This window comes from Nocardioides sp. Root140, assembly GCF_001426745.1.
Taxonomy (GTDB): Bacteria; Actinomycetota; Actinomycetes; order Propionibacteriales; family Nocardioidaceae; genus Nocardioides.
The window spans coordinates 414,353-431,001 of sequence record NZ_LMFI01000001.1; the positions used below are offsets into that span (position 1 = coordinate 414,353).

17 protein-coding genes are annotated in these 16,649 nt (G+C 69.6%); 13 read left to right on the top strand and 4 right to left on the bottom strand.

Features of this window, described 5'->3' with window-relative positions; all coding sequences use genetic code 11:
* The gene (locus ASD30_RS02020) at positions 1–1,137 is read left to right on the top strand and encodes a D-alanine--D-alanine ligase family protein (RefSeq protein ID WP_056676241.1); all 1,137 of its coding nucleotides are present in this window, start codon (positions 1–3) and stop codon (positions 1,135–1,137) included.
* Positions 1,138–1,265: 128 nt separating this feature from the next.
* On the opposite strand, the gene ASD30_RS02025 is transcribed toward ASD30_RS02020, so the two are convergent.
* Both ASD30_RS02025 and ASD30_RS02030 read right to left on the bottom strand, forming a co-directional pair.
* A complete protein-coding gene (locus ASD30_RS02025; protein WP_056676243.1) occupies positions 1,266–1,742 on the bottom strand; it encodes a DUF3515 family protein in 477 nt (158 codons plus the stop codon).
* A 35-nt stretch (positions 1,743–1,777) separates the two neighbouring features.
* The gene (locus ASD30_RS02030; protein ID WP_056676246.1) at positions 1,778–2,014 is read right to left on the bottom strand and encodes an Lrp/AsnC family transcriptional regulator; all 237 of its coding nucleotides are present in this window, start codon (positions 2,012–2,014) and stop codon (positions 1,778–1,780) included.
* Between the two features lie 101 nt (positions 2,015–2,115).
* On the opposite strand from ASD30_RS02030, the gene ASD30_RS02035 reads away from it, so the two are divergent.
* Complete coding sequence (locus ASD30_RS02035) at positions 2,116–3,087, top strand: thiamine-phosphate kinase (RefSeq protein WP_056676249.1); 972 nt, start codon at positions 2,116–2,118, stop codon at positions 3,085–3,087.
* 160 nt (positions 3,088–3,247) lie between these two features.
* Here ASD30_RS02035 and rpmB read toward each other — a convergent pair whose 3' ends face one another.
* Entirely contained in the window at positions 3,248–3,433 is a 186-nt protein-coding gene (rpmB, locus tag ASD30_RS02040) for a 50S ribosomal protein L28 (RefSeq protein ID WP_056676252.1), read from the bottom strand.
* Positions 3,434–3,565: 132 nt separating this feature from the next.
* On the opposite strand from rpmB, the gene ASD30_RS02045 reads away from it, so the two are divergent.
* From ASD30_RS02045 to ASD30_RS02085, 10 genes are all read left to right on the top strand, one after another.
* Positions 3,566–5,215 (top strand): DAK2 domain-containing protein, encoded by a 1,650-nt coding sequence (locus ASD30_RS02045; RefSeq protein ID WP_235530015.1) that lies wholly within the window; start codon positions 3,566–3,568, stop codon positions 5,213–5,215.
* Positions 5,216–5,249: 34 nt separating this feature from the next.
* On the top strand, positions 5,250–7,508 hold the full coding sequence (locus ASD30_RS02050; RefSeq protein ID WP_082563496.1) for an ATP-dependent DNA helicase RecG: 2,259 nt from the start codon (positions 5,250–5,252) through the stop codon (positions 7,506–7,508).
* Between the two features lie 49 nt (positions 7,509–7,557).
* Positions 7,558–8,196, top strand: a complete 639-nt coding sequence (gene rsmD, locus ASD30_RS02055) for a 16S rRNA (guanine(966)-N(2))-methyltransferase RsmD (RefSeq protein ID WP_082563497.1) — start codon at positions 7,558–7,560, stop codon at positions 8,194–8,196.
* Positions 8,197–8,203: 7 nt separating this feature from the next.
* Positions 8,204–8,707, top strand: a complete 504-nt coding sequence (coaD, locus tag ASD30_RS02060; protein WP_056676255.1) for a pantetheine-phosphate adenylyltransferase — start codon at positions 8,204–8,206, stop codon at positions 8,705–8,707.
* A complete protein-coding gene (locus ASD30_RS02065; protein WP_056676259.1) occupies positions 8,704–9,225 on the top strand; it encodes a hypothetical protein in 522 nt (173 codons plus the stop codon). Before coaD ends, ASD30_RS02065 begins: the two co-directional genes overlap by 4 nt.
* A gap of 35 nt (positions 9,226–9,260) precedes the next feature.
* Entirely contained in the window at positions 9,261–9,830 is a 570-nt protein-coding gene (locus tag ASD30_RS02070; protein ID WP_235532477.1) for a YceD family protein, read from the top strand.
* A 43-nt stretch (positions 9,831–9,873) separates the two neighbouring features.
* Positions 9,874–10,059 carry a 50S ribosomal protein L32 gene (rpmF, locus tag ASD30_RS25885; protein ID WP_056890728.1) on the top strand — a complete coding sequence of 62 codons (186 nt, stop codon included), beginning with the start codon at positions 9,874–9,876 and terminating at the stop codon, positions 10,057–10,059.
* Between the two features lie 4 nt (positions 10,060–10,063).
* Positions 10,064–10,849: a ribonuclease III gene (rnc, locus tag ASD30_RS02075; protein WP_082563498.1), complete on the top strand. Its 786-nt coding sequence runs from the start codon at positions 10,064–10,066 to the stop codon at positions 10,847–10,849.
* A gap of 4 nt (positions 10,850–10,853) precedes the next feature.
* Entirely contained in the window at positions 10,854–11,705 is an 852-nt protein-coding gene (gene mutM / locus ASD30_RS02080; RefSeq protein WP_056676268.1) for a bifunctional DNA-formamidopyrimidine glycosylase/DNA-(apurinic or apyrimidinic site) lyase, read from the top strand.
* Between the two features lie 173 nt (positions 11,706–11,878).
* Entirely contained in the window at positions 11,879–12,091 is a 213-nt protein-coding gene (locus ASD30_RS02085) for a hypothetical protein (RefSeq protein WP_056676272.1), read from the top strand.
* Between the two features lie 29 nt (positions 12,092–12,120).
* Here the strand turns inward: ASD30_RS02085 and ASD30_RS02090 are convergent, their stop codons facing one another.
* Positions 12,121–15,138 carry an AfsR/SARP family transcriptional regulator gene (locus ASD30_RS02090; RefSeq protein WP_056676275.1) on the bottom strand — a complete coding sequence of 1,006 codons (3,018 nt, stop codon included), beginning with the start codon at positions 15,136–15,138 and terminating at the stop codon, positions 12,121–12,123.
* Between the two features lie 148 nt (positions 15,139–15,286).
* Between ASD30_RS02090 and ASD30_RS02095 the strand changes: the two genes are divergently transcribed.
* On the top strand, positions 15,287–16,507 hold the full coding sequence (locus tag ASD30_RS02095; protein ID WP_056676278.1) for an MFS transporter: 1,221 nt from the start codon (positions 15,287–15,289) through the stop codon (positions 16,505–16,507).
* Positions 16,508–16,649: the final 142 nt, after the last annotated feature.

Here is a 16,649-nt window from a genome sequence, read left to right on the forward strand (position 1 = left end):
ATGACTGATCAGACCAGGAAGCCCCGTGTCGCCGTCGTCTTCGGAGGCGTCTCCAGCGAGCACTCGATCTCGTGCATCTCGGCCGGCAGCGTGCTGAAGGCGATCGACCGCGAGAAGTACGACGTCGTGCCGATCGGCATCACCACCACCGGCACCTGGGTGCTGGAGAACCCCGACGCGAACCCGCTCGCCCTCGGCGAGGCCGGCGAGCTGCCGATGGTCGTGGGGGAGCAGGAGGTTGCGCTGAGCCCCGGCGAGACCAGCTCACTCGTGATGCGCCCGGGTGCGGCCGGTTCCTCGGAGATCGCGGGGGTGGAGACGCTCGGTGAGGTCGACGTGGTCTTCCCGGTCATGCACGGGCCGTTCGGCCAGGACGGCACCCTCCAGGGACTGCTCGAGATGGCCGGGGTCCGCTACGTCGGCGCCGGCGTGCTGTCGTCGGCCGTGGGCACCGACAAGGCGTTCATGAAGCTGCTCTTCGAGGCGCAGGACCTCCCCGTCCTGCCGTACGTCGTGATCACGCCGCGTGACTGGTCGCGTGACGAGGCCGGCTGCCGCAACCGCATCGAGGAGCTCGGGTTCCCGGTCTTCGTGAAGCCGGCCCGGGCCGGCTCCAGCTTCGGGATCAGCCGGGTCAACTCCGTCGACCAGCTCGACGCCGCGCTCGACGAGGCACGCCGCTTCGACCCGAAGGTGATCGTCGAGGCGGCCGCCATCGGAGCCCGCGAGGTCGAGTGCGGCGTACTCCAGGGGGAGGGCAACGAGGCCCACCTCACCAGCGAGCTCGCCGAGATCAGGGTCGACCCGCACCACCAGTTCTATGACTTCGAGGCGAAGTACCTCCCCGAGGAGAACACCGCCCTCGACGTACCTGCCAAGCTCGAGCCCGAGCTGGCCGACCGGGTCAAGGCGTACGCCGTCCGCGCGTTCGAGGCCCTCGACGTCGAGGGGCTGGCCCGGGTCGACTTCTTCGTCTTCGACGACGGCCGGATCGTGCTCAACGAGGTCGAGACGATGCCCGGCTTCACCAGCCTGTCGATGTTCCCGCGGATGTGGGCGGCCAGCGGCGTCGACTACCCCGAGCTGGTCGACCGGCTGATCCGGTTGGCGTTGGCTCGCGACCTCGGCCTCCGCTGAACACGCCTGATACTCCCTGACGTTCCGGCCCCTCAGTCGGGATACTCCCTGACGTTCGGGCCCCAAAGTCGGGATACTCCCTGACGTTCGGGCCCCAAAGTCGGGATACTCCCTGACGTTCGGGCCCCTCAGACGCAGGGGTGGCCGTCGCGCTCGAGGTGCTTCTTCACCGCGGTGCCGACGTCGACGGTGACCGCATCGGGCGGCCGCAGCTCGCCGGGCACCCGGATCTCCACGCGCGGGGTGAACCCGATCGTGGTCAGCACCATGTCGGCGGCGGGGTCGGTGAGCTGGTCGTCGGGAGCGTAGAACCCGACGCCGTTGGCCTCCCAGCACGCGGAGAACTTGTTGAACCCCTCGGCCTTGTCGACGCCGCAGGTCACCACGATCGGCGGATCGCCCCACGCCCGGCCCAGGGCGTCGTCGGGTTCGACGTCGACCGAGGACTCACCGGAGAGCGTGTCGGGCAGCGCGTCGAGGAACGACTCGCACGTGGCGCGGGTCGCGTCGTCGACGTCGGGTGAGTCGATCTCGACGGCCCCGGAGCAGCCGGACACGAGCAGCAGTGCAGCAGACGCGACAGCGCCCCATGCCCGGGCGGGCACGGGGCGCCGACGCGAACTGCGTGGTCGCACCTGGATCAGATGTGGACGACCGGGCAGGTCAGCGTGCGGGTGATGCCCTCGAGGTTCTGCACCTTGGAGACGACCAGCTTGCCGAGTTCGTCGACGTTGCGGGCCTCGGCGCGCACGATCACGTCGTAGGGACCCGTGACGTCTTCGGCCAGGGTGACGCCCTTGATCTGGGCAATGGACGTGGCAACCTCAGCGGCCTTGCCGACATCGGTCTGGATCAGGATGTAGGCCTGGACGACCATGGGAGCTCCTCGGTCTGTTGTGGACATTGCCACGTCAACCTACCGCCTCGGGCCCGCGTGTCGGTAGGTGGTGGCGATTCTTGCCTGATGGGATGAGGCACATGCCCGCAACGCCGTTCTCCCCTGATGCCACACTCGCCGACGTCGGCGAGTTCGGACTGATCTCCGCCCTCAGCGGAATCTTCGAGCAGGGCGAGCACGTGCTGATCGGCCCGGGTGACGATGCGGCTGTCCTGCGGGTGCGCAGCGGCCACGTGGTGGTGTCCACCGACATGATGGTCGAGGGGCGACACTTCCGTCGGGACTGGGCCGGTGCGGCCGACGTCGGCGCCCGCGCCGCGGCGCAGAACCTCTCCGACATCAACGCCATGGGCGGCACCGCGACCTCGTTGACGATCGGCCTCGCGGCACCCGCAGACCTGCCCGCCCAGTGGGCGCTCGACTTCGCACACGGGTTCGCCGACGAGTGCGCCAAGGTCGGCGCCAGCGTCGTCGGCGGCGACGTGACGCGCTCGGAGGTTCTGGTCATCTCGGTCACCGTGATCGGTGCCTGCACGGTCGCCCCCGTCGTACGCTCCGGCGCGGAGGCGGGCGACGTGGTGGCACTGTGCGGCCGCCAGGGCTGGGCCGCCGGAGGGCTCGCCGTCCTCGGTCGCGGCTTCCGGTCCCCGCGCGTCCTGGTCGAGGCCTACCGCCGCCCCGCGCCGCCGTACGCCGCCGGGCAGGTGGCCGCCGATGCCGGCGCGACGTCGATGATCGACGTCTCCGACGGACTCCTCGCCGACGCGGCCCACGTCGCCGAGGCCTCAGGGGTGGCCATCGACATCCGCACGGCGTCGTTCGAGATCGCGGAGCCCCTGCATGCCGTCGGCGCGGCCCTCGGTGCCGACCCGATCCAGTTCATCCTGGGCGGCGGCGACGACCACCCACTGCTGGCCACGTTCGCCAGCGCCGACGTCGTACCCGAGGGCTGGCAGGTGATCGGCACGGTCTCGGAGCCCGGTGAGGACGGTCCGGTGGTCACGGTCGACGGTGCGCCGTACGACGGCCCGACCGGCTGGACGCACTTCTGAGTCCTGCCAGGCGACTTCCGCGCCCCTGTTGACACTTTGCCCCCTGCTGGTGGGGTGCGAAGTGTCATGGACGGAGCGTTGCACGAGGGCGGGGACGCAGAGGGCGGGGGACGCAAAAGAGCCCCCGGACCTCACGGTCAGGGGGCTCTGTGCGTTCAGGTCAGCGGGAGACCTTGCCAGCCTTCAGGCAGCCGGTGCAGACGTTCAGTCGCTTCGGCGCACCGTTGACGGTGGCGCGGACGCGCTGAATGTTCGGGTTGAAGCGACGCTTCGTAATCTTGCGCGACCAGGGCCGGTTGTTACCGAAGCCCGGCTTCTTGGCGCAGATGTCACAGACGGCAGCCACCGTGAACTCCTGGAAAGTCGATGTTGGAACGAGATGGGCCCGGAGCAGGTCGGCTCCCGGGCAACCGAACAAGAGTATCTGATGGGCACCCGAAGAAGGAAATCGTTCCAGACACTAGCCTGTGCGCAGCACATGGAGACGACGACGGAGGTGACGATGCAGGACCAGAGGTTCGACCTGCCCACGATCCTGAAGTTCGTCGACATCGCGACGTCGGCCCTCAGTGACGCTCGCGAGGAGATCGACGCGCTCAACGTCTACCCGGTCCCGGACGGCGACACCGGAACCAACATGTTCCTCACCGTCTCGGCCGCCCGGGAGGCATTGCTGCAGGCCACCGACGGCAACGAGGCCGCGGAGCTGGGGCCGGCGCTGGCCGCCTTCTCACGCGGTGCGCTGCTCGGTGCGCGGGGCAACTCCGGCGTGATCCTGTCGCAGATGCTGCGGGCCATCGCGGCCCGCCTGGTCCGGGCCAGCCCGGAGACCAGGTACGCGAAGGTGTTCGCCGAGGCCCTGCACGAGTCCACCGACGCCAGCTACGCCGCCGTCGGCACCCCGGTCGAGGGCACGATCCTCACGGTGGCCCGTGCCGCGTCCGACGCGGCGCTCGCCAGGGCAGATGACCCCGAGGCGCGCACCACCGACGTGCTCGCCTGCGCCGCAGAGGCCGCCCGCGAGGCCCTGGCCCGCACCCCCACGCAGCTGAAGGCCCTCGCCGACGCCGGTGTCGTCGACGCCGGTGGTCGCGGACTGTGCGTGCTGCTCGACGCGGCCGAGACGACCCTGACCGGGCGCCGCCCGATCACCGCCCCGCGCAGCGCCCCGCACATCCCGCGCCCGATGCCGACCGGCGACCTGCATCCCGACGGTCCGTCCTACGAGGTGATGTACCTCCTCGACGCCGACGACGACGCGGTCGGCACGCTCAAGGTCACCCTGGCCGGACTGGGCGACTCCCTGGTCGTGGTCGGCGGCGAGGGGCTGTGGAACGTGCATGTGCACGTCGACGACGTCGGTGCCGCCATCGAGGCCGGCATCGTGGCCGGCCGCCCGCACCGCGTGCGGGTCACCCACTTCGCCGAGCAGGTCGCCGAGGCCGGAGCCCGTACGTCGACCCGCACCGGCCGCAGGATCGTCGCCGTCGCAGCCGGCCCCGGACTCGAGCAGCTGTTCACCGAAGCCGGTGCCGTGGTGGTGCCCGGCGGGCCCGGGCAGCGGCCCAGCACCGGCATGCTCCTGGAGGCGATCGAGGCCTGTGGTGCGGCCGAGGTCATCGTGCTCCCCAACGACCACGACTCCGTGCGCGTCGCGGAGATCGCGGCCCGCACTGCCGAGGAGTCCGGCGAGGTCCGGGTCGCGGTGATCGCCACCCAGGCGCAGGTCCAGGGACTGGCTGCGGTCGCCGTCCACGAGCCCGGCCGCTCGTTCGACCAGGACCTCCTCCACATGACCGCCACCGCACGGCACGCCCGGCACGGTGGCGTGACGATCGCCGCTCGACAGGCGATCACCATGGGCGGGCCCTGCGAGCCCGGAGACGTGCTCGGCGTCATCGAGGGCGACTTCGCAGTCGTCGGCCAGGACCTCTACGACGTCGCCACCGGCGTCATCGATCGACTGGTGGGCGGTGGTGGCGAGCTGATCACCCTGGTGGCCGGACGCGACGGCCGTGACCTCGCGACACGCTGCGAGCAGTACGTCGAGTCGACGTACCCGATTGTGGATGCTGTGGTGTACGACGGAGGCCAGGAGCGCTACCCGTTGCTCCTCGCGGTCGAATGACCCGCGACCGAACCACCGGAGGCCTCGGAGCACCATGACCGGCATCACCCTCGACTCATCGATCGCGACCGTCCTCGGCAGCGGCAAGAAGGACGCCAGCAAGGCCAAGGCCCTGCAGGAGAAGCTCGGCATGCGCACCGTCGGCGACCTGCTCTGGCACCTGCCGCGCACCTACCTGAAGACGGGCGAGGTGACCGAGGTCAGCGGCCTGGTCGAGGGCCAGCCGCTGACGGTCGTGGCCGACGTGGTCAGCACCCGTGTGGCGTCGTACCAGGACCGCCGGACCCACCGGCAGGCGTTCCGTGTCGAGGCCGTGGTCAAGACCGACGGCCCGGCGTTGCGGATGACGCTGTTCGCCCGCAACAAGGGGGTCGCCGACTGGCAGGCGGCCCGTCTCACACCCGGTGCGAAGGGCGTCTTCACGGGCAAGGTGAGCACCTTCAACGGCAACTGGCAGCTCAACCATCCGCAGATGGTGATGCTCACCGACGACCCCGACGACGCGCGGGCCGAGTCGGCGCGGGCGATGGCCGAGAGCCTGAAGGCGCTGTTCCCGATCTACCGGGTCACCGGTCCCGTCGAGACGTGGGACATCCAGCGGGTGGTGAGCTTCGCCCTGACCGTAGTCGACGACATGCCCGATGCCCTGCCCGACTGGTTGCGTGACGAGCACGGCGTGGTCGACCTGCACACCGCGATGCGCTGGATCCACTCGCCCGACGACTACGGCCAGCTCGGTGCCGCCCGCAAGCGCTTCCGGTTCGAGGAGGCCCTGGTCACCCAGTTGGTGATGGCCAGGCGTCGAGCGGCCGTCCGGGCACTGGGCGCCCGCGCCCGCACCGGTGGGGGCGGTCTGCTGGCCGCCTTCGACGAGCGTCTTCCGTTCACGCTGACCGAGGGCCAGCGTGCGATCGGCGACGAGCTCGAGCACGACCTCGCCCAGCCACACCCGATGAACCGGCTCCTCCAGGGAGAGGTCGGCTCCGGCAAGACCCTGGTCGCGCTGCGCGCCATGCTGCGCGTCGTCGACTCCGGGGGACAGGCCGCGCTCCTTGCCCCGACGGAGGTGCTGGCCCAGCAGCACCACCGGTCGATCGGAGCCATGCTCGGCGACCTGGCCGCGGGAGGCATGCTCGGCGGTGCCGCCGACGCCACCACCATCGCCCTGCTCACGGGGTCGATGGGCAAGGCCGCCCGCCAGGAGGCGATGTTGCGGATGGCCAGCGGGGAAGCAGGGTTGGTGATCGGCACCCACGCGCTCCTCGAGGACAAGGTGCAGTTTGCCGACCTCGGCCTGGTCGTCGTCGACGAGCAGCACCGCTTCGGCGTCGAGCAACGGGCGGCGCTGACCGACAAGGCCGGCGCGCCGCCGCACGTGCTCGTGATGACCGCGACACCCATTCCACGCACCGTGGCGATGACGGTGTTCGGGGACCTCGAGGTCTCCACCCTGCGTGAGCTTCCGGCCGGGCGCGCGCCCATCCAGTCGACCGTCGTGCCGCTCAAGGACCAGCCCCAGTGGCTCAACCGGGTCTGGGAACGCGTTCGCGAAGAGGTCGGCAAGGGGCACCAGGTCTACGTCGTGTGCCCCCGCATCGGCGGCGACGAGGCCGAGGAGGGGCAGGTCGACCAGCTCGACGTCGACGACGACGGAGACGTGCTGCCGTCCGTCCGCGAGGGCCAGCTGGCGGCGGTCGAGGAGCTCGCACCCGAGCTGTCCGGTGGCGCCCTGTCCGGCCTCAGGGTCGAGATGCTCCACGGCAAGATGCCGCCCGACGACAAGGACCGCGTGATGCGCGCCTTCTCCGCCGGCGACATCGACGTGCTGGTCTCCACCACCGTCATCGAGGTCGGCGTCGACGTCGCCAACGCCACCACGATGGTGCTGCTCGACGCCGACCGTTTCGGGGTCTCGCAGCTGCACCAGCTGCGCGGTCGCGTGGGTCGTGGCGGGCTGCCCGGTCTCTGCCTGATGGTCACCCACAGTGAGACCGGTTCGCCGGCACGTGATCGACTCGATGCCGTGGCAGGGTCGACCGACGGGTTCGAGCTCTCCCGCATCGACCTCGAACAACGCCAGGAGGGTGACGTGCTCGGTGCCGGTCAGTCGGGCTTCCGGTCCAGCCTGCGCCACCTCAAGGTGCTGCGTGACGAGAAGACCATCGTGGCCGCGCGTGACGCCGCCGAGAAGCTGGTCGCCGACGACCCGTCGCTCGCCGTCGCGCCCCTGCTGGCCGAGCGGGTCGACGAGCTCGAACGGTCGAGCAAGAGTGACTTCATGGAGCGTTCATGAGCACCCCAGACAAATCCTCGCTGCGCTGCGGTTTGACCGGGGACCCCGCATGACGCGCATCATCGGCGGCACCGCCGGCGGACGGCGACTCGAGACGCCCCACGGCCACGCCACCCGTCCGACCAGCGACCGCGTGCGTGAGGCGTTGTTCTCGGCCATCGAGTCCTGGGCCGGCACGTTGAGCGGCCTCCGCTTCCTCGACCTGTACGCCGGCTCCGGCGCCGTCGGCCTGGAGGCCCGCTCACGTGGGGCCTCGGCGGTGACGTTGGTCGAGCAGGACCGGCGCACCGCAACGCTGATCTCCAGCAACGTGCGCATGCTCGGGTTCACCGGCGTCGACGTGGTCCCCACCTCGGTCACCACCGCACTGGTGCGCCCACCCGGGTCGGCGTACGACGTGGTGTTCGCGGACCCGCCCTACCCCCTGCCCGACGACGAGGTCGAGGCCATGCTCGGGCTGCTCGTCGCGCACGACTGGATGGCCCCCGGTGCGCTGGTCGTGGTCGAGCGCGGAAGGAGGGGTTCGTCACATCGCTGGCCTGCGGGTATCGAAGGCTGGCGCGACAAGCGTTATGGCGAGACCGTGCTGAGATATGGTCACGCGGCCGATCCAGAACAAGATCCAGAGCGCGATCCACAGGAGGATCCAGACCAGGCTCCGGATCCATCCGACGAGCCAGAGGAGTAGGAGTCCAGTGCGCAGAGCTGTCTGTCCAGGATCCTTCGATCCGGTCACCAACGGTCACATCGACATCGTGTCGAGGGCTTCGCTCCTCTTCGACGAGGTCGTGGTCGCCGTCGGGGTCAACAAGTCGAAGAACCGGCTCTTCTCCGCCGACGAGCGCATCGACATGCTGCGCGAGGCGTGCCGCGAGTTCAAGAACGTGACCGTCGACGGGTTCTCGGGGCTGCTCACGACCTACTGCCAGGACCGTGACATCCACGCGATCGTCAAGGGCCTGCGCGCGGTCAGCGACTTCGACTACGAGCTGCAGATGGCCCAGATGAACTCCAGCCTGGCCGACATCGAGACCGTCTTCGTGCCCACCAGCCCGGAGTACTCCTTCCTCGCCTCGAGCCTGGTCAAGGAGGTCGCCATGTTCGGCGGTGACGTGTCCGGACTCGTGCCCGACTTCGTGCGCGAGCGCCTGGCCGTGCGACTCGACGAGAAACGCCGCCTCGAAGGAGAGGGCAGATGAACGACGTACAGTCCGAGCTCGCCGCACTGCGCGACATGGTCGTGAACGCACGGTCGATGCCGATGTCGGCCTCCGCGGTGATCAACCGCCAGGAGTTCCTCGACGCGATCGAGCGGCTCGAGCAGCGGTTCACCGCCGCCACCAGTGAGTCTGCCGCCGTACTGGCCGACCGCGACGGCGTGGTCGCCGAGGGCGAGGGCATGGCGATCGAGATCGTCCGCCAGGCCGAGCTCAAGCGCGACCACCTGGTCTCCGACACCGAGGTCTTCCGGCTCGCCACCCGTGAGGCGGAGACCGTGCGCGCCGACGCGGTGACCGAGGCCGAGCAGCTGCGACGCGACGCCGACGCCTACATCGAGCAGCGCTTCTCGAACTTCGAACACTCCCTGGAGCGCACGCTGACGGAGGTCAGGCGAGGCATCGCGAACCTGAGCGGTCGCAGCTCGTTCGAGGGTGACGCAACCAACAACGAGCCTCCCGCCGGAGACGTTTTGCTGAGTGGCCCCGAAGCCGGGTAGCCTTTGGCTGATTTGTTGTGTCTGGACAGGGAGAAGTGAAGACCTCGAAGTTGGACCCGAGAGCGCCGCTCGTGCTCGATACACGCGAGCTCGGCCGCCGCCCGGGGTCCCAGAAGGAATTCACGGAGACTGTTCCGGCACCAGCAGATCTCGGCATCGAGGTCCTCGGTGTCGCCGAAGGCACGCCGGTCGAACTCGACCTGCGGCTCGAGGCGGTCATGGAGGGCGTTCTCGTCACGGGCACGGTCTACACCGGGCTCACCGGCGAGTGTGTGCGGTGCCTGGACCCGATCTCCGATGAGCTCGAAGCGCGGTTCCAGGAGCTGTACGTCTACGACGATGGTCACCACGACATCGACGCAGACGAAGAGAGCGAAGTACGACGACTCGAGGACGACCTGCTCGACCTCGAGCCCGTCCTGCGGGACGCGGTGGTGCTTGCGCTACCGTTCCAACCGCTCTGTGAGGAGGACTGTCCCGGGTTGTGCACCGAGTGTGGTGCCCACCTGGCCGACGATCCCGATCACACCCATGAGGCGCCGATCGACCCGCGTTGGGCCGGTCTCGAGGCCCTCACGCAAGACGACAGCAAGACGACAGACTGAAGCGGCAGGCCGAACGGCCTTCGCGAATCCAGAGGAGATCACAGTGGCAGTCCCGAAGCGGAAGATGTCGCGCAGCAACACGCGTCACCGTCGCTCGCAGTGGAAGGCCGTTGCGCCGTCCCTCGTGACGTGTGCCAACCCGGCGTGCGGTTCCAAGCACCTCCCGCACCGCGCGTGCGGCGAGTGCGGCCAGTACGGCGCCAAGGCCGAGCGTCGTCAGGTTCTCTGAACCGTTGACTGAGTTCTCTGAACCGTTGCCGGACCTCACGGAACTCACGTACGAGGAGTTGCGGTCAGCGCTCGGCGATCCTGTCCTGGATCCCGAGCTGCTGGACCGTGCCCTCACACACCGCTCGTTCGCCTACGAGAACGGCGGCCTGCCGACCAACGAGCGCCTGGAGTTCCTGGGCGACTCGGTGCTCGGCGTGGTGGTCACCGAGACGCTGTTCCGCACCCACCCCGACCTGTCCGAGGGCAGGCTGGCGAAGCTGCGGGCCGCAGTGGTCAACGCGCGCGCCCTCGCCGAGGTGGCGCGCACGATCGGTCTCGGTGAGCACATCAAGCTCGGCCGTGGCGAGGAGTCGACCGGTGGCCGCGACAAGGCCTCGATCCTCTCCGACACGGTCGAGGCCGTGATCGGCGCGATCTACATCTCCGGTGGCTTCGAGAACGCCGGTGCGGTCGTGCACCTGCTCTTCGACCCGCTGATGGAGGCCGCCGCCGGGCTCGGCGCCGGCCTCGACTGGAAGACCTCGCTCCAGGAGCTCTCCGCGGAGCGCGCCCTTGGCGTGCCCGAATACGTCATCGAGGACTCCGGTCCCGATCACCTCAAGGAGTTCACCGCCCAGGTGCGGGTCGGCGACTCCCTCTACGGCCACGGCGTCGGCCGCTCCAAGAAGGAAGCCGAGCAGCAGGCCGCGCAGACGGCGTACGGCGAGATCTCGGCCGTGCCGATGCCCGAGCCGGAGCCCGACACCGAGTCCGTGGTCGAGCCCGAGTCCGACACCGTCTCCGACTGAGGCCGTGCCCGAGCTCCCCGAGGTCGAGGTCGTACGACGAGGGCTCGACACCCACGCCGTCGGACGCCGCATCGACTCGGTCGAGGTGCTGCACACCCGGCCCGTCCGTCGTGACCCCGGCGGCCCCACCGGCTTCGTCGCGTCCCTGACCGGGCGCACGATCGAGGCCGCCCGCCGCCGCGGCAAGTACCTCTGGCTGCCGCTCGACTCGGGTGACGCGATCCTCGGCCACCTCGGCATGAGCGGCCAGATGCTGGTGCAGCCGCCGACCGTGCCCGACGAGAGGCACCTGCGGATCCGCCTGACCCTCTCTGACGGGCAGGAGCTCCGCTTCGTCGACCAGCGCATGTTCGGCGGTCTGGCCACCTCGCCCGGCGGCGCCGAGCTGCCACCCGAGATGGCACACATCGCCCGCGACCTGCTCGACGACGAGTTCGACCTCGACGATTTCACCCGCCGGGTGCGCCGGCGTACCTCCGCGGTCAAACGGCTGCTGCTCGACCAGACCCTGGTCAGCGGTGTCGGCAACATCTACGCCGACGAGGCGCTGTGGCGGGCCGGGCTGCACGGCGAACGACTGGGGGAGAAGCTGACCGCACGCCAGGTCCGCGAGCTGGCCGGCCATGCCGAGCAGGTCATGCGCCAGGCGCTCGACCAGGGCGGCACGTCCTTCGACGCGCTCTACGTGAACGTCAACGGGGAGAGCGGCTACTTCGAGCGGTCCCTCAACGTCTACGGACGCGAGGGCGAGGCCTGCCGCCGGTGTGGGGCCCCGATCCGCCGGGTCGCGTTCATGAACCGGTCGTCGTACTTCTGCCCGGTCTGCCAGAAGCCCCCGCGAACCCCGCGTTCTTGATGCGCCAACCGTGGATCCTTGCGGTCCTCACATCAGGAATCCACGGTTCGAGGCGCAAGAATCCACGGTTCGCGAAAACGGACGTTGCCGGTGGTTTGACCATTCCCGCCCGCGGTGGGACTCTTGAAGACGGGCCGAGTCAGGTCCACATCACAACTTTCGGAGGCTTTTGAATGGCCAAGGCGCTTCTCGGCTACATGAGCAGCGACCAGCAGTTCCTCTCTCGTCAGACGGCCGTGCGACTGGCCGCCGAGAACAGGGCGCTGCGCGAGCGTGTCGCTGATCTTGAAACCCTGATCGTGCGGTTGAGCGAGGAGAACGAAACCCTCGCCGCAGCCGGGGCAGCCGCCCTCCTCGAGCCCGTCGAGGACATGCAACCGGTCTGAACCGGACCCTTGATGACGCTGCGACGGCGTCACCCCTGAGTCGCGCCCGGAAGAGGTGGCACGCCTTGTTCGAGGCGTGAGCGCACCCGCTCCGCCTCGGGAATCTCGACGTCGACCTTGCGGTACAGGTCATCGGCGGCCCGCCAGGCCTCGTTGCCGTCCTCGACGCGTCCGGCGTCGGACAGCGCGTCGCCGAGGAACGTGAGGCTCTGTGCCTCTTCGAAGAGCATTGAATGCTCCCGGGCCATGCCCAGGGCTGCCCGGTGATGGCGGACGGCATCGAGCGGGTTGCCGAGCTGGCGCTGCACGAGCACCAGCCCGTTGCGGGCACGCGCCATCAGTTCGTGGTCCGTGACCCTGGTGGCCGCCTCCAGGGCCTCCTCGTCGCACCTGCGTGACTTCTCGAGGGCGCCGAGTTCGCGGTGGGCCCGGGCCATCTCGCAGAGGATGTCGGCTTCCTTGGCGCGCACACCACTGTCGCGGACGAACACCTGCGCGCGCTCCAGTGCCGCCAGGGATCCGACGGGATCGCCCTTGTCGCGAAGCAACGCCGCCAGCAGGACCAGCGCTTCGGCGATCACCGGCCGGTCCCCGCTCGCCTCGGCGAGCTCGAGCGAGCGGGTGGCGTGCTCTTCGGCCTGGTCGAGGCGGCCGAGCTGGTGCTGGACGAGACCGAGGTTGACGTGCACCGACTCGAGGCTGTTCTCGTGACCGGCGCGTTTGCTCGCGGCCAGCGAGAGCTCGAGCTCTCGCGTGGCCTCTCCCGGCCGGAACTCGACGAAGTGAACGCCGGCGAGCCCGTTGTGGACGGTGCTCACCGCCACGTGCTCGCCCCGTTCCTCGTGGATCGTCAGGGCGAGCTCGTAGTGGCGACGGCACTCGTCCATCTCACCCAGGGAGAAGAGGGCGAGGGCGAGGAGGCGCAGGGCATCGCCCTCTGCCTTGCGGTCGTGGTGTCGGCGAGCGGCGGCAAGGGCGGCGTCGTACAGGCGAGGTGCCTGCGCCGACCTTCCCGTGGACGCGACGTAGCGCCACAGCAGCACGGGCAGCTTGCGCAGGTAGTCGTAGTGGTCGATCCGATCGGCGACCTGCGCGGCCGCGAGCAGGTTGGGGTATTCACGATCGAGCCAGCCGAGAGCGGTCGCCTCCGACTCGAGACCCGGAAGGTCGATCGACTCATCGACCGTGACGTCGGGACGCCGGTCGCGGTCGTACGGCGCCCAGACGTCGACTGCTGCCTTGGCGGCGGCCAGGTAGTGGTCGAGGAGGCGGTGCTGGGCCGCCTCACGAGTGGCGGTCTCGTCGATCGACTCGGCCAGTTCGCGGGCGTATGCGCGCAGCAGGTCGTGGGACCGGTAGCGGCGGGCCTCGCGCTCCTCGATGAGGTTGGCCCTCAGCAGCTCGTCGAGATGGCGACGCGTCGTGCGCACGGACTCACCGCATAGCGCGGCGAGGGCGAACACGTCCGCGTCATGGCCGGGGTGCAGTCCGGTCCTGCGGAACAGGGTCGCCGCGCCCGCGCCGAGGTGCTGGTACGACGCCCCGAAGACCGGCCGCAGGGCACTCGTCCGGTCGTCGGGAAGATCGAGCACGTCGAGCCGGTCACCCTCGTCGGCGAGCTCCTCGACCAGGTCGGCGACGCTCGCGAGTGGTCTGGCCCGGCCGAGCTCCGCGGCAACCCGGAGTCCGAGCGGAAGCCGCGCGCACTGGTTTGCCAGCGTGCGCAGGGACTCGACGTCGGGCTGCGAACGAGGGCCGAGCATGTCTGCGAGCAGCCCCACCGCGTCGTCGCTGCTGAGGACTCCCAGGTCGATCCGGACGGCGCCCTCGCGGGCACCGAGGCCCGGCAGGGAGTCCCGGCTGGTCACCAGCACGGCGCAGTCCGGGTTGCCGGGGAGAAGTGGCCGCACCTGGTCGGAGGAGTGGGCGTTGTCGAGGATGACCAACATGCGACGGTCCGCAACGAGGCTGCGGAACCGGGCTCCACGCCCGTCGGCGGGTAGCCCGCTCGACGGCTCCAGTGCGGCGAGGAAGCCCGACAGGGCATCTCCCGGATCGACCGGTTCATCGGGCCCGTAGCCGCGCAGGTCGACGTACAGCTGCCCGTCGGGGTAGTCGTCGGCGGCGCTGTGGGCCCAGTGCAGTGCCGTTGCCGTCTTGCCCACACCTGCTGTCCCGGTCAGGACGACCAGGCTCGACTGCGCGTCGCCGTCGAACAGCTCGTCGAGCCGGGCAAACTCCTCGTCGCGACCGACGAGGCGCGACGGCCGGAACGGGAGCATCCGCGGGACCGGCGCCGACGACGTGGCCGGTCCGGTCATGGACTCGCCGGCCAGGATCGTCGCCTCGAGGTCGCGGAGCTCCGGGCCCGGCTCGACCCCCAGCTCGTCGATCAGGTGGGTACGGGTGCTGCGGTAGGCCTCCAGTGCCTCGGCCTGTCGACCTGACAGGTAGAGCGCGGTCATCAGCTGGGCGGTGAAGCGCTCGCGGACCGGATGTCGACGCACGAGGTCGCTCAGCTCCGAGACCAGCCCCGCAGGACGGTCGGTGGTCAGCCGGGCGTCGTACAGGAGCTCGGTCAGCGACTCCTGCAGGCCGGTGAGCCGCTGGGAGTCTGCCCTCAGGGGTGGTACGTCGAGGCCGGCGTAGGCCGCGCCCCGCCACAGGTCCAGTCCTTCCCGGGCGAGGGCCGCGCAACGACTCGGGTCTGTCGCGAGCGCGTTCTCCGCTTCGGCAGCCAAGCCTTCGAACCGGTCGGAGTCGAGCTCGCCGGGCTCGACGCGGAGTCGATAGCCGGACTGGTCGAACACCAGACGAGTGGCATCGCCCATCAGCGTGCGCAACCGCGAGGCGTGCACCTGGAGGCGTTGTTCGGCACGGTCGACGGGATGGCCGGGCCACAGGGCATCGGCAAGGGTGTCGAGGGGGACCGGCTCGTTGGCACGCAGCAGCAACATCGCCAGGAACGCTCGTCCGAGCGCTCCGCCGGGGGCGATCTCGACACCGTCGTCGAGCACACCCACCGTGCCCAGGATCCGGAACTCCATGACGTCCTCCGTCGCGCACCGTTCCCGGGTTCGACGAGCGGAGTCCGCCCCTGTGCCAATCCCGAGATCTGGCTACGTTATCGAAGTGACGCGGACGGTGCTCGCCCATTAGCGTGACGACCTTGTGAGCCGAATTCTCGATGCAGTCATGCCTCCGCGGCTCGGACGCGACTTCAGATGGCTGCTCGGCTCCTCGTGGGTGAGCCAGGTGGGCGACGGGATCGCCCTCGCCGCGGGGCCGCTGCTGATCGCATCGCAGACCCACGACCCGTTCCTGGTTGCGATGGGCGCGCTGCTGCAGCGGCTGCCGTGGCTGCTCTTCGGGTTGTACGCCGGGGTGGTGGCCGACCGACTCGACCGCTTGGTCGTCGTCGTCGCGGTGGACGTCATGCGGGCCGTGGTGCTCGGGATCCTGGTGCTCGCGCTGGCCACCGGAGTGGTCAACATCGGCCTGGTGCTGGTCGTGCTCTTCCTCTTCGGCACCGCCGAGGTGTTCGCCGACACCACGTCGTCGACGCTGCTGCCGATGGTGGTGGCCAAGCGTGACCTCGGCATCGCCAACGCCCGTCTCACCGCAGGGTTCGTCACGGTCAACCAGATGCTCGGTCCGCCGGTCGGCGCCGCACTGTTCGCGGCAGGCATGGCCTGGCCGTTCGTCGCCCAGGCCGTGTGCGTGCTCCTCGGTGCTGCCCTGATCGCGAAGATGCGACTGCCTGCGGTGCCCGCGCCGGAGGAGCCGAAGCGGGTGCGTCACGACATCCTCGAGGGGCTGCGTTGGACCTGGCGTCACCCCGCCGTACGCACCCTGACGCTGACCATCGTGGCGTTCAACATCACCTTCGGCGCGGCCTGGTCGGTGCTGGTGCTCTACTCGCTCAAGACCCTCGACATGGGGGAGGTGGGCTTCGGCCTGCTCACCACCGCCGGCGCGATCGGCGGCATGGTCGCCATCGGGTCCTACGACTGGCTCGAGCGGCACTTCTCCCTGGGCAACATCATGCGGGTGGGGCTGATCATCGAGACCTTCACCCACCTGGCGCTGGCGCTGAACCGCTCCGGACTCGGCGCCATCGTGATCATGTTCGTCTTCGGCGCCCACGCCTTCGTGTGGGGTACGACGTCGCGCACGGTGCGGATGCGTGCGGTACCCACCGAGTTCCAGGGACGCGTCGGCAGCGTCTACCTGGTCGGGGTCTTCGGATCCATGGTGATCGGCACTGCCCTCGGCGGTGTGATCGCAGGCACCTGGGGGATCGTCGCGCCGTTCTGGTTCGCGTTCGTCGGCTCGGCCCTGCTGGTGGTGCTGATCTGGCGGCAGATGCCGCACATCGCGCACGCCGACGAGGCGCTTGTGGCGGCTGAGGACTGAGGTCCCGGGATACCGCGATTCGGGGTTGTCGGCGTGTAATCTCGGCCGTGCTGACCCTTCCCCACGGCGCCTGCAATGATTTCGTCGTTCAGCGACATGTTGAAGCTGACCTGTGAAGCTGACCTGACCGCCGCTGCGAGGA

Bases quoted from the DNA above. Each gene is read 5' to 3' on its own strand.
- ASD30_RS02020 (WP_056676241.1), top strand. From the start codon at position 1: ATGACTGATCAGACCAGGAAGCCCCGTGTCGCCGTCGTCTTCGGAGGC.
- ASD30_RS02030 (WP_056676246.1), bottom strand. From the start codon at position 2,014: ATGGTCGTCCAGGCCTACATCCTGATCCAGACCGATGTCGGCAAGGCC.
- ASD30_RS02035 (WP_056676249.1), top strand. From the start codon at position 2,116: ATGCCCGCAACGCCGTTCTCCCCTGATGCCACACTCGCCGACGTCGGC.
- ASD30_RS02045 (WP_235530015.1), top strand. From the start codon at position 3,566: ATGGAGACGACGACGGAGGTGACGATGCAGGACCAGAGGTTCGACCTG.
- ASD30_RS02050 (WP_082563496.1), top strand. From the start codon at position 5,250: ATGACCGGCATCACCCTCGACTCATCGATCGCGACCGTCCTCGGCAGC.
- rsmD (WP_082563497.1), top strand. From the start codon at position 7,558: ATGACGCGCATCATCGGCGGCACCGCCGGCGGACGGCGACTCGAGACG.
- ASD30_RS02065 (WP_056676259.1), top strand. From the start codon at position 8,704: ATGAACGACGTACAGTCCGAGCTCGCCGCACTGCGCGACATGGTCGTG.
- ASD30_RS02085 (WP_056676272.1), top strand. From the start codon at position 11,879: ATGGCCAAGGCGCTTCTCGGCTACATGAGCAGCGACCAGCAGTTCCTC.
- ASD30_RS02090 (WP_056676275.1), bottom strand. From the start codon at position 15,138: ATGGAGTTCCGGATCCTGGGCACGGTGGGTGTGCTCGACGACGGTGTC.
- ASD30_RS02095 (WP_056676278.1), top strand. From the start codon at position 15,287: ATGCCTCCGCGGCTCGGACGCGACTTCAGATGGCTGCTCGGCTCCTCG.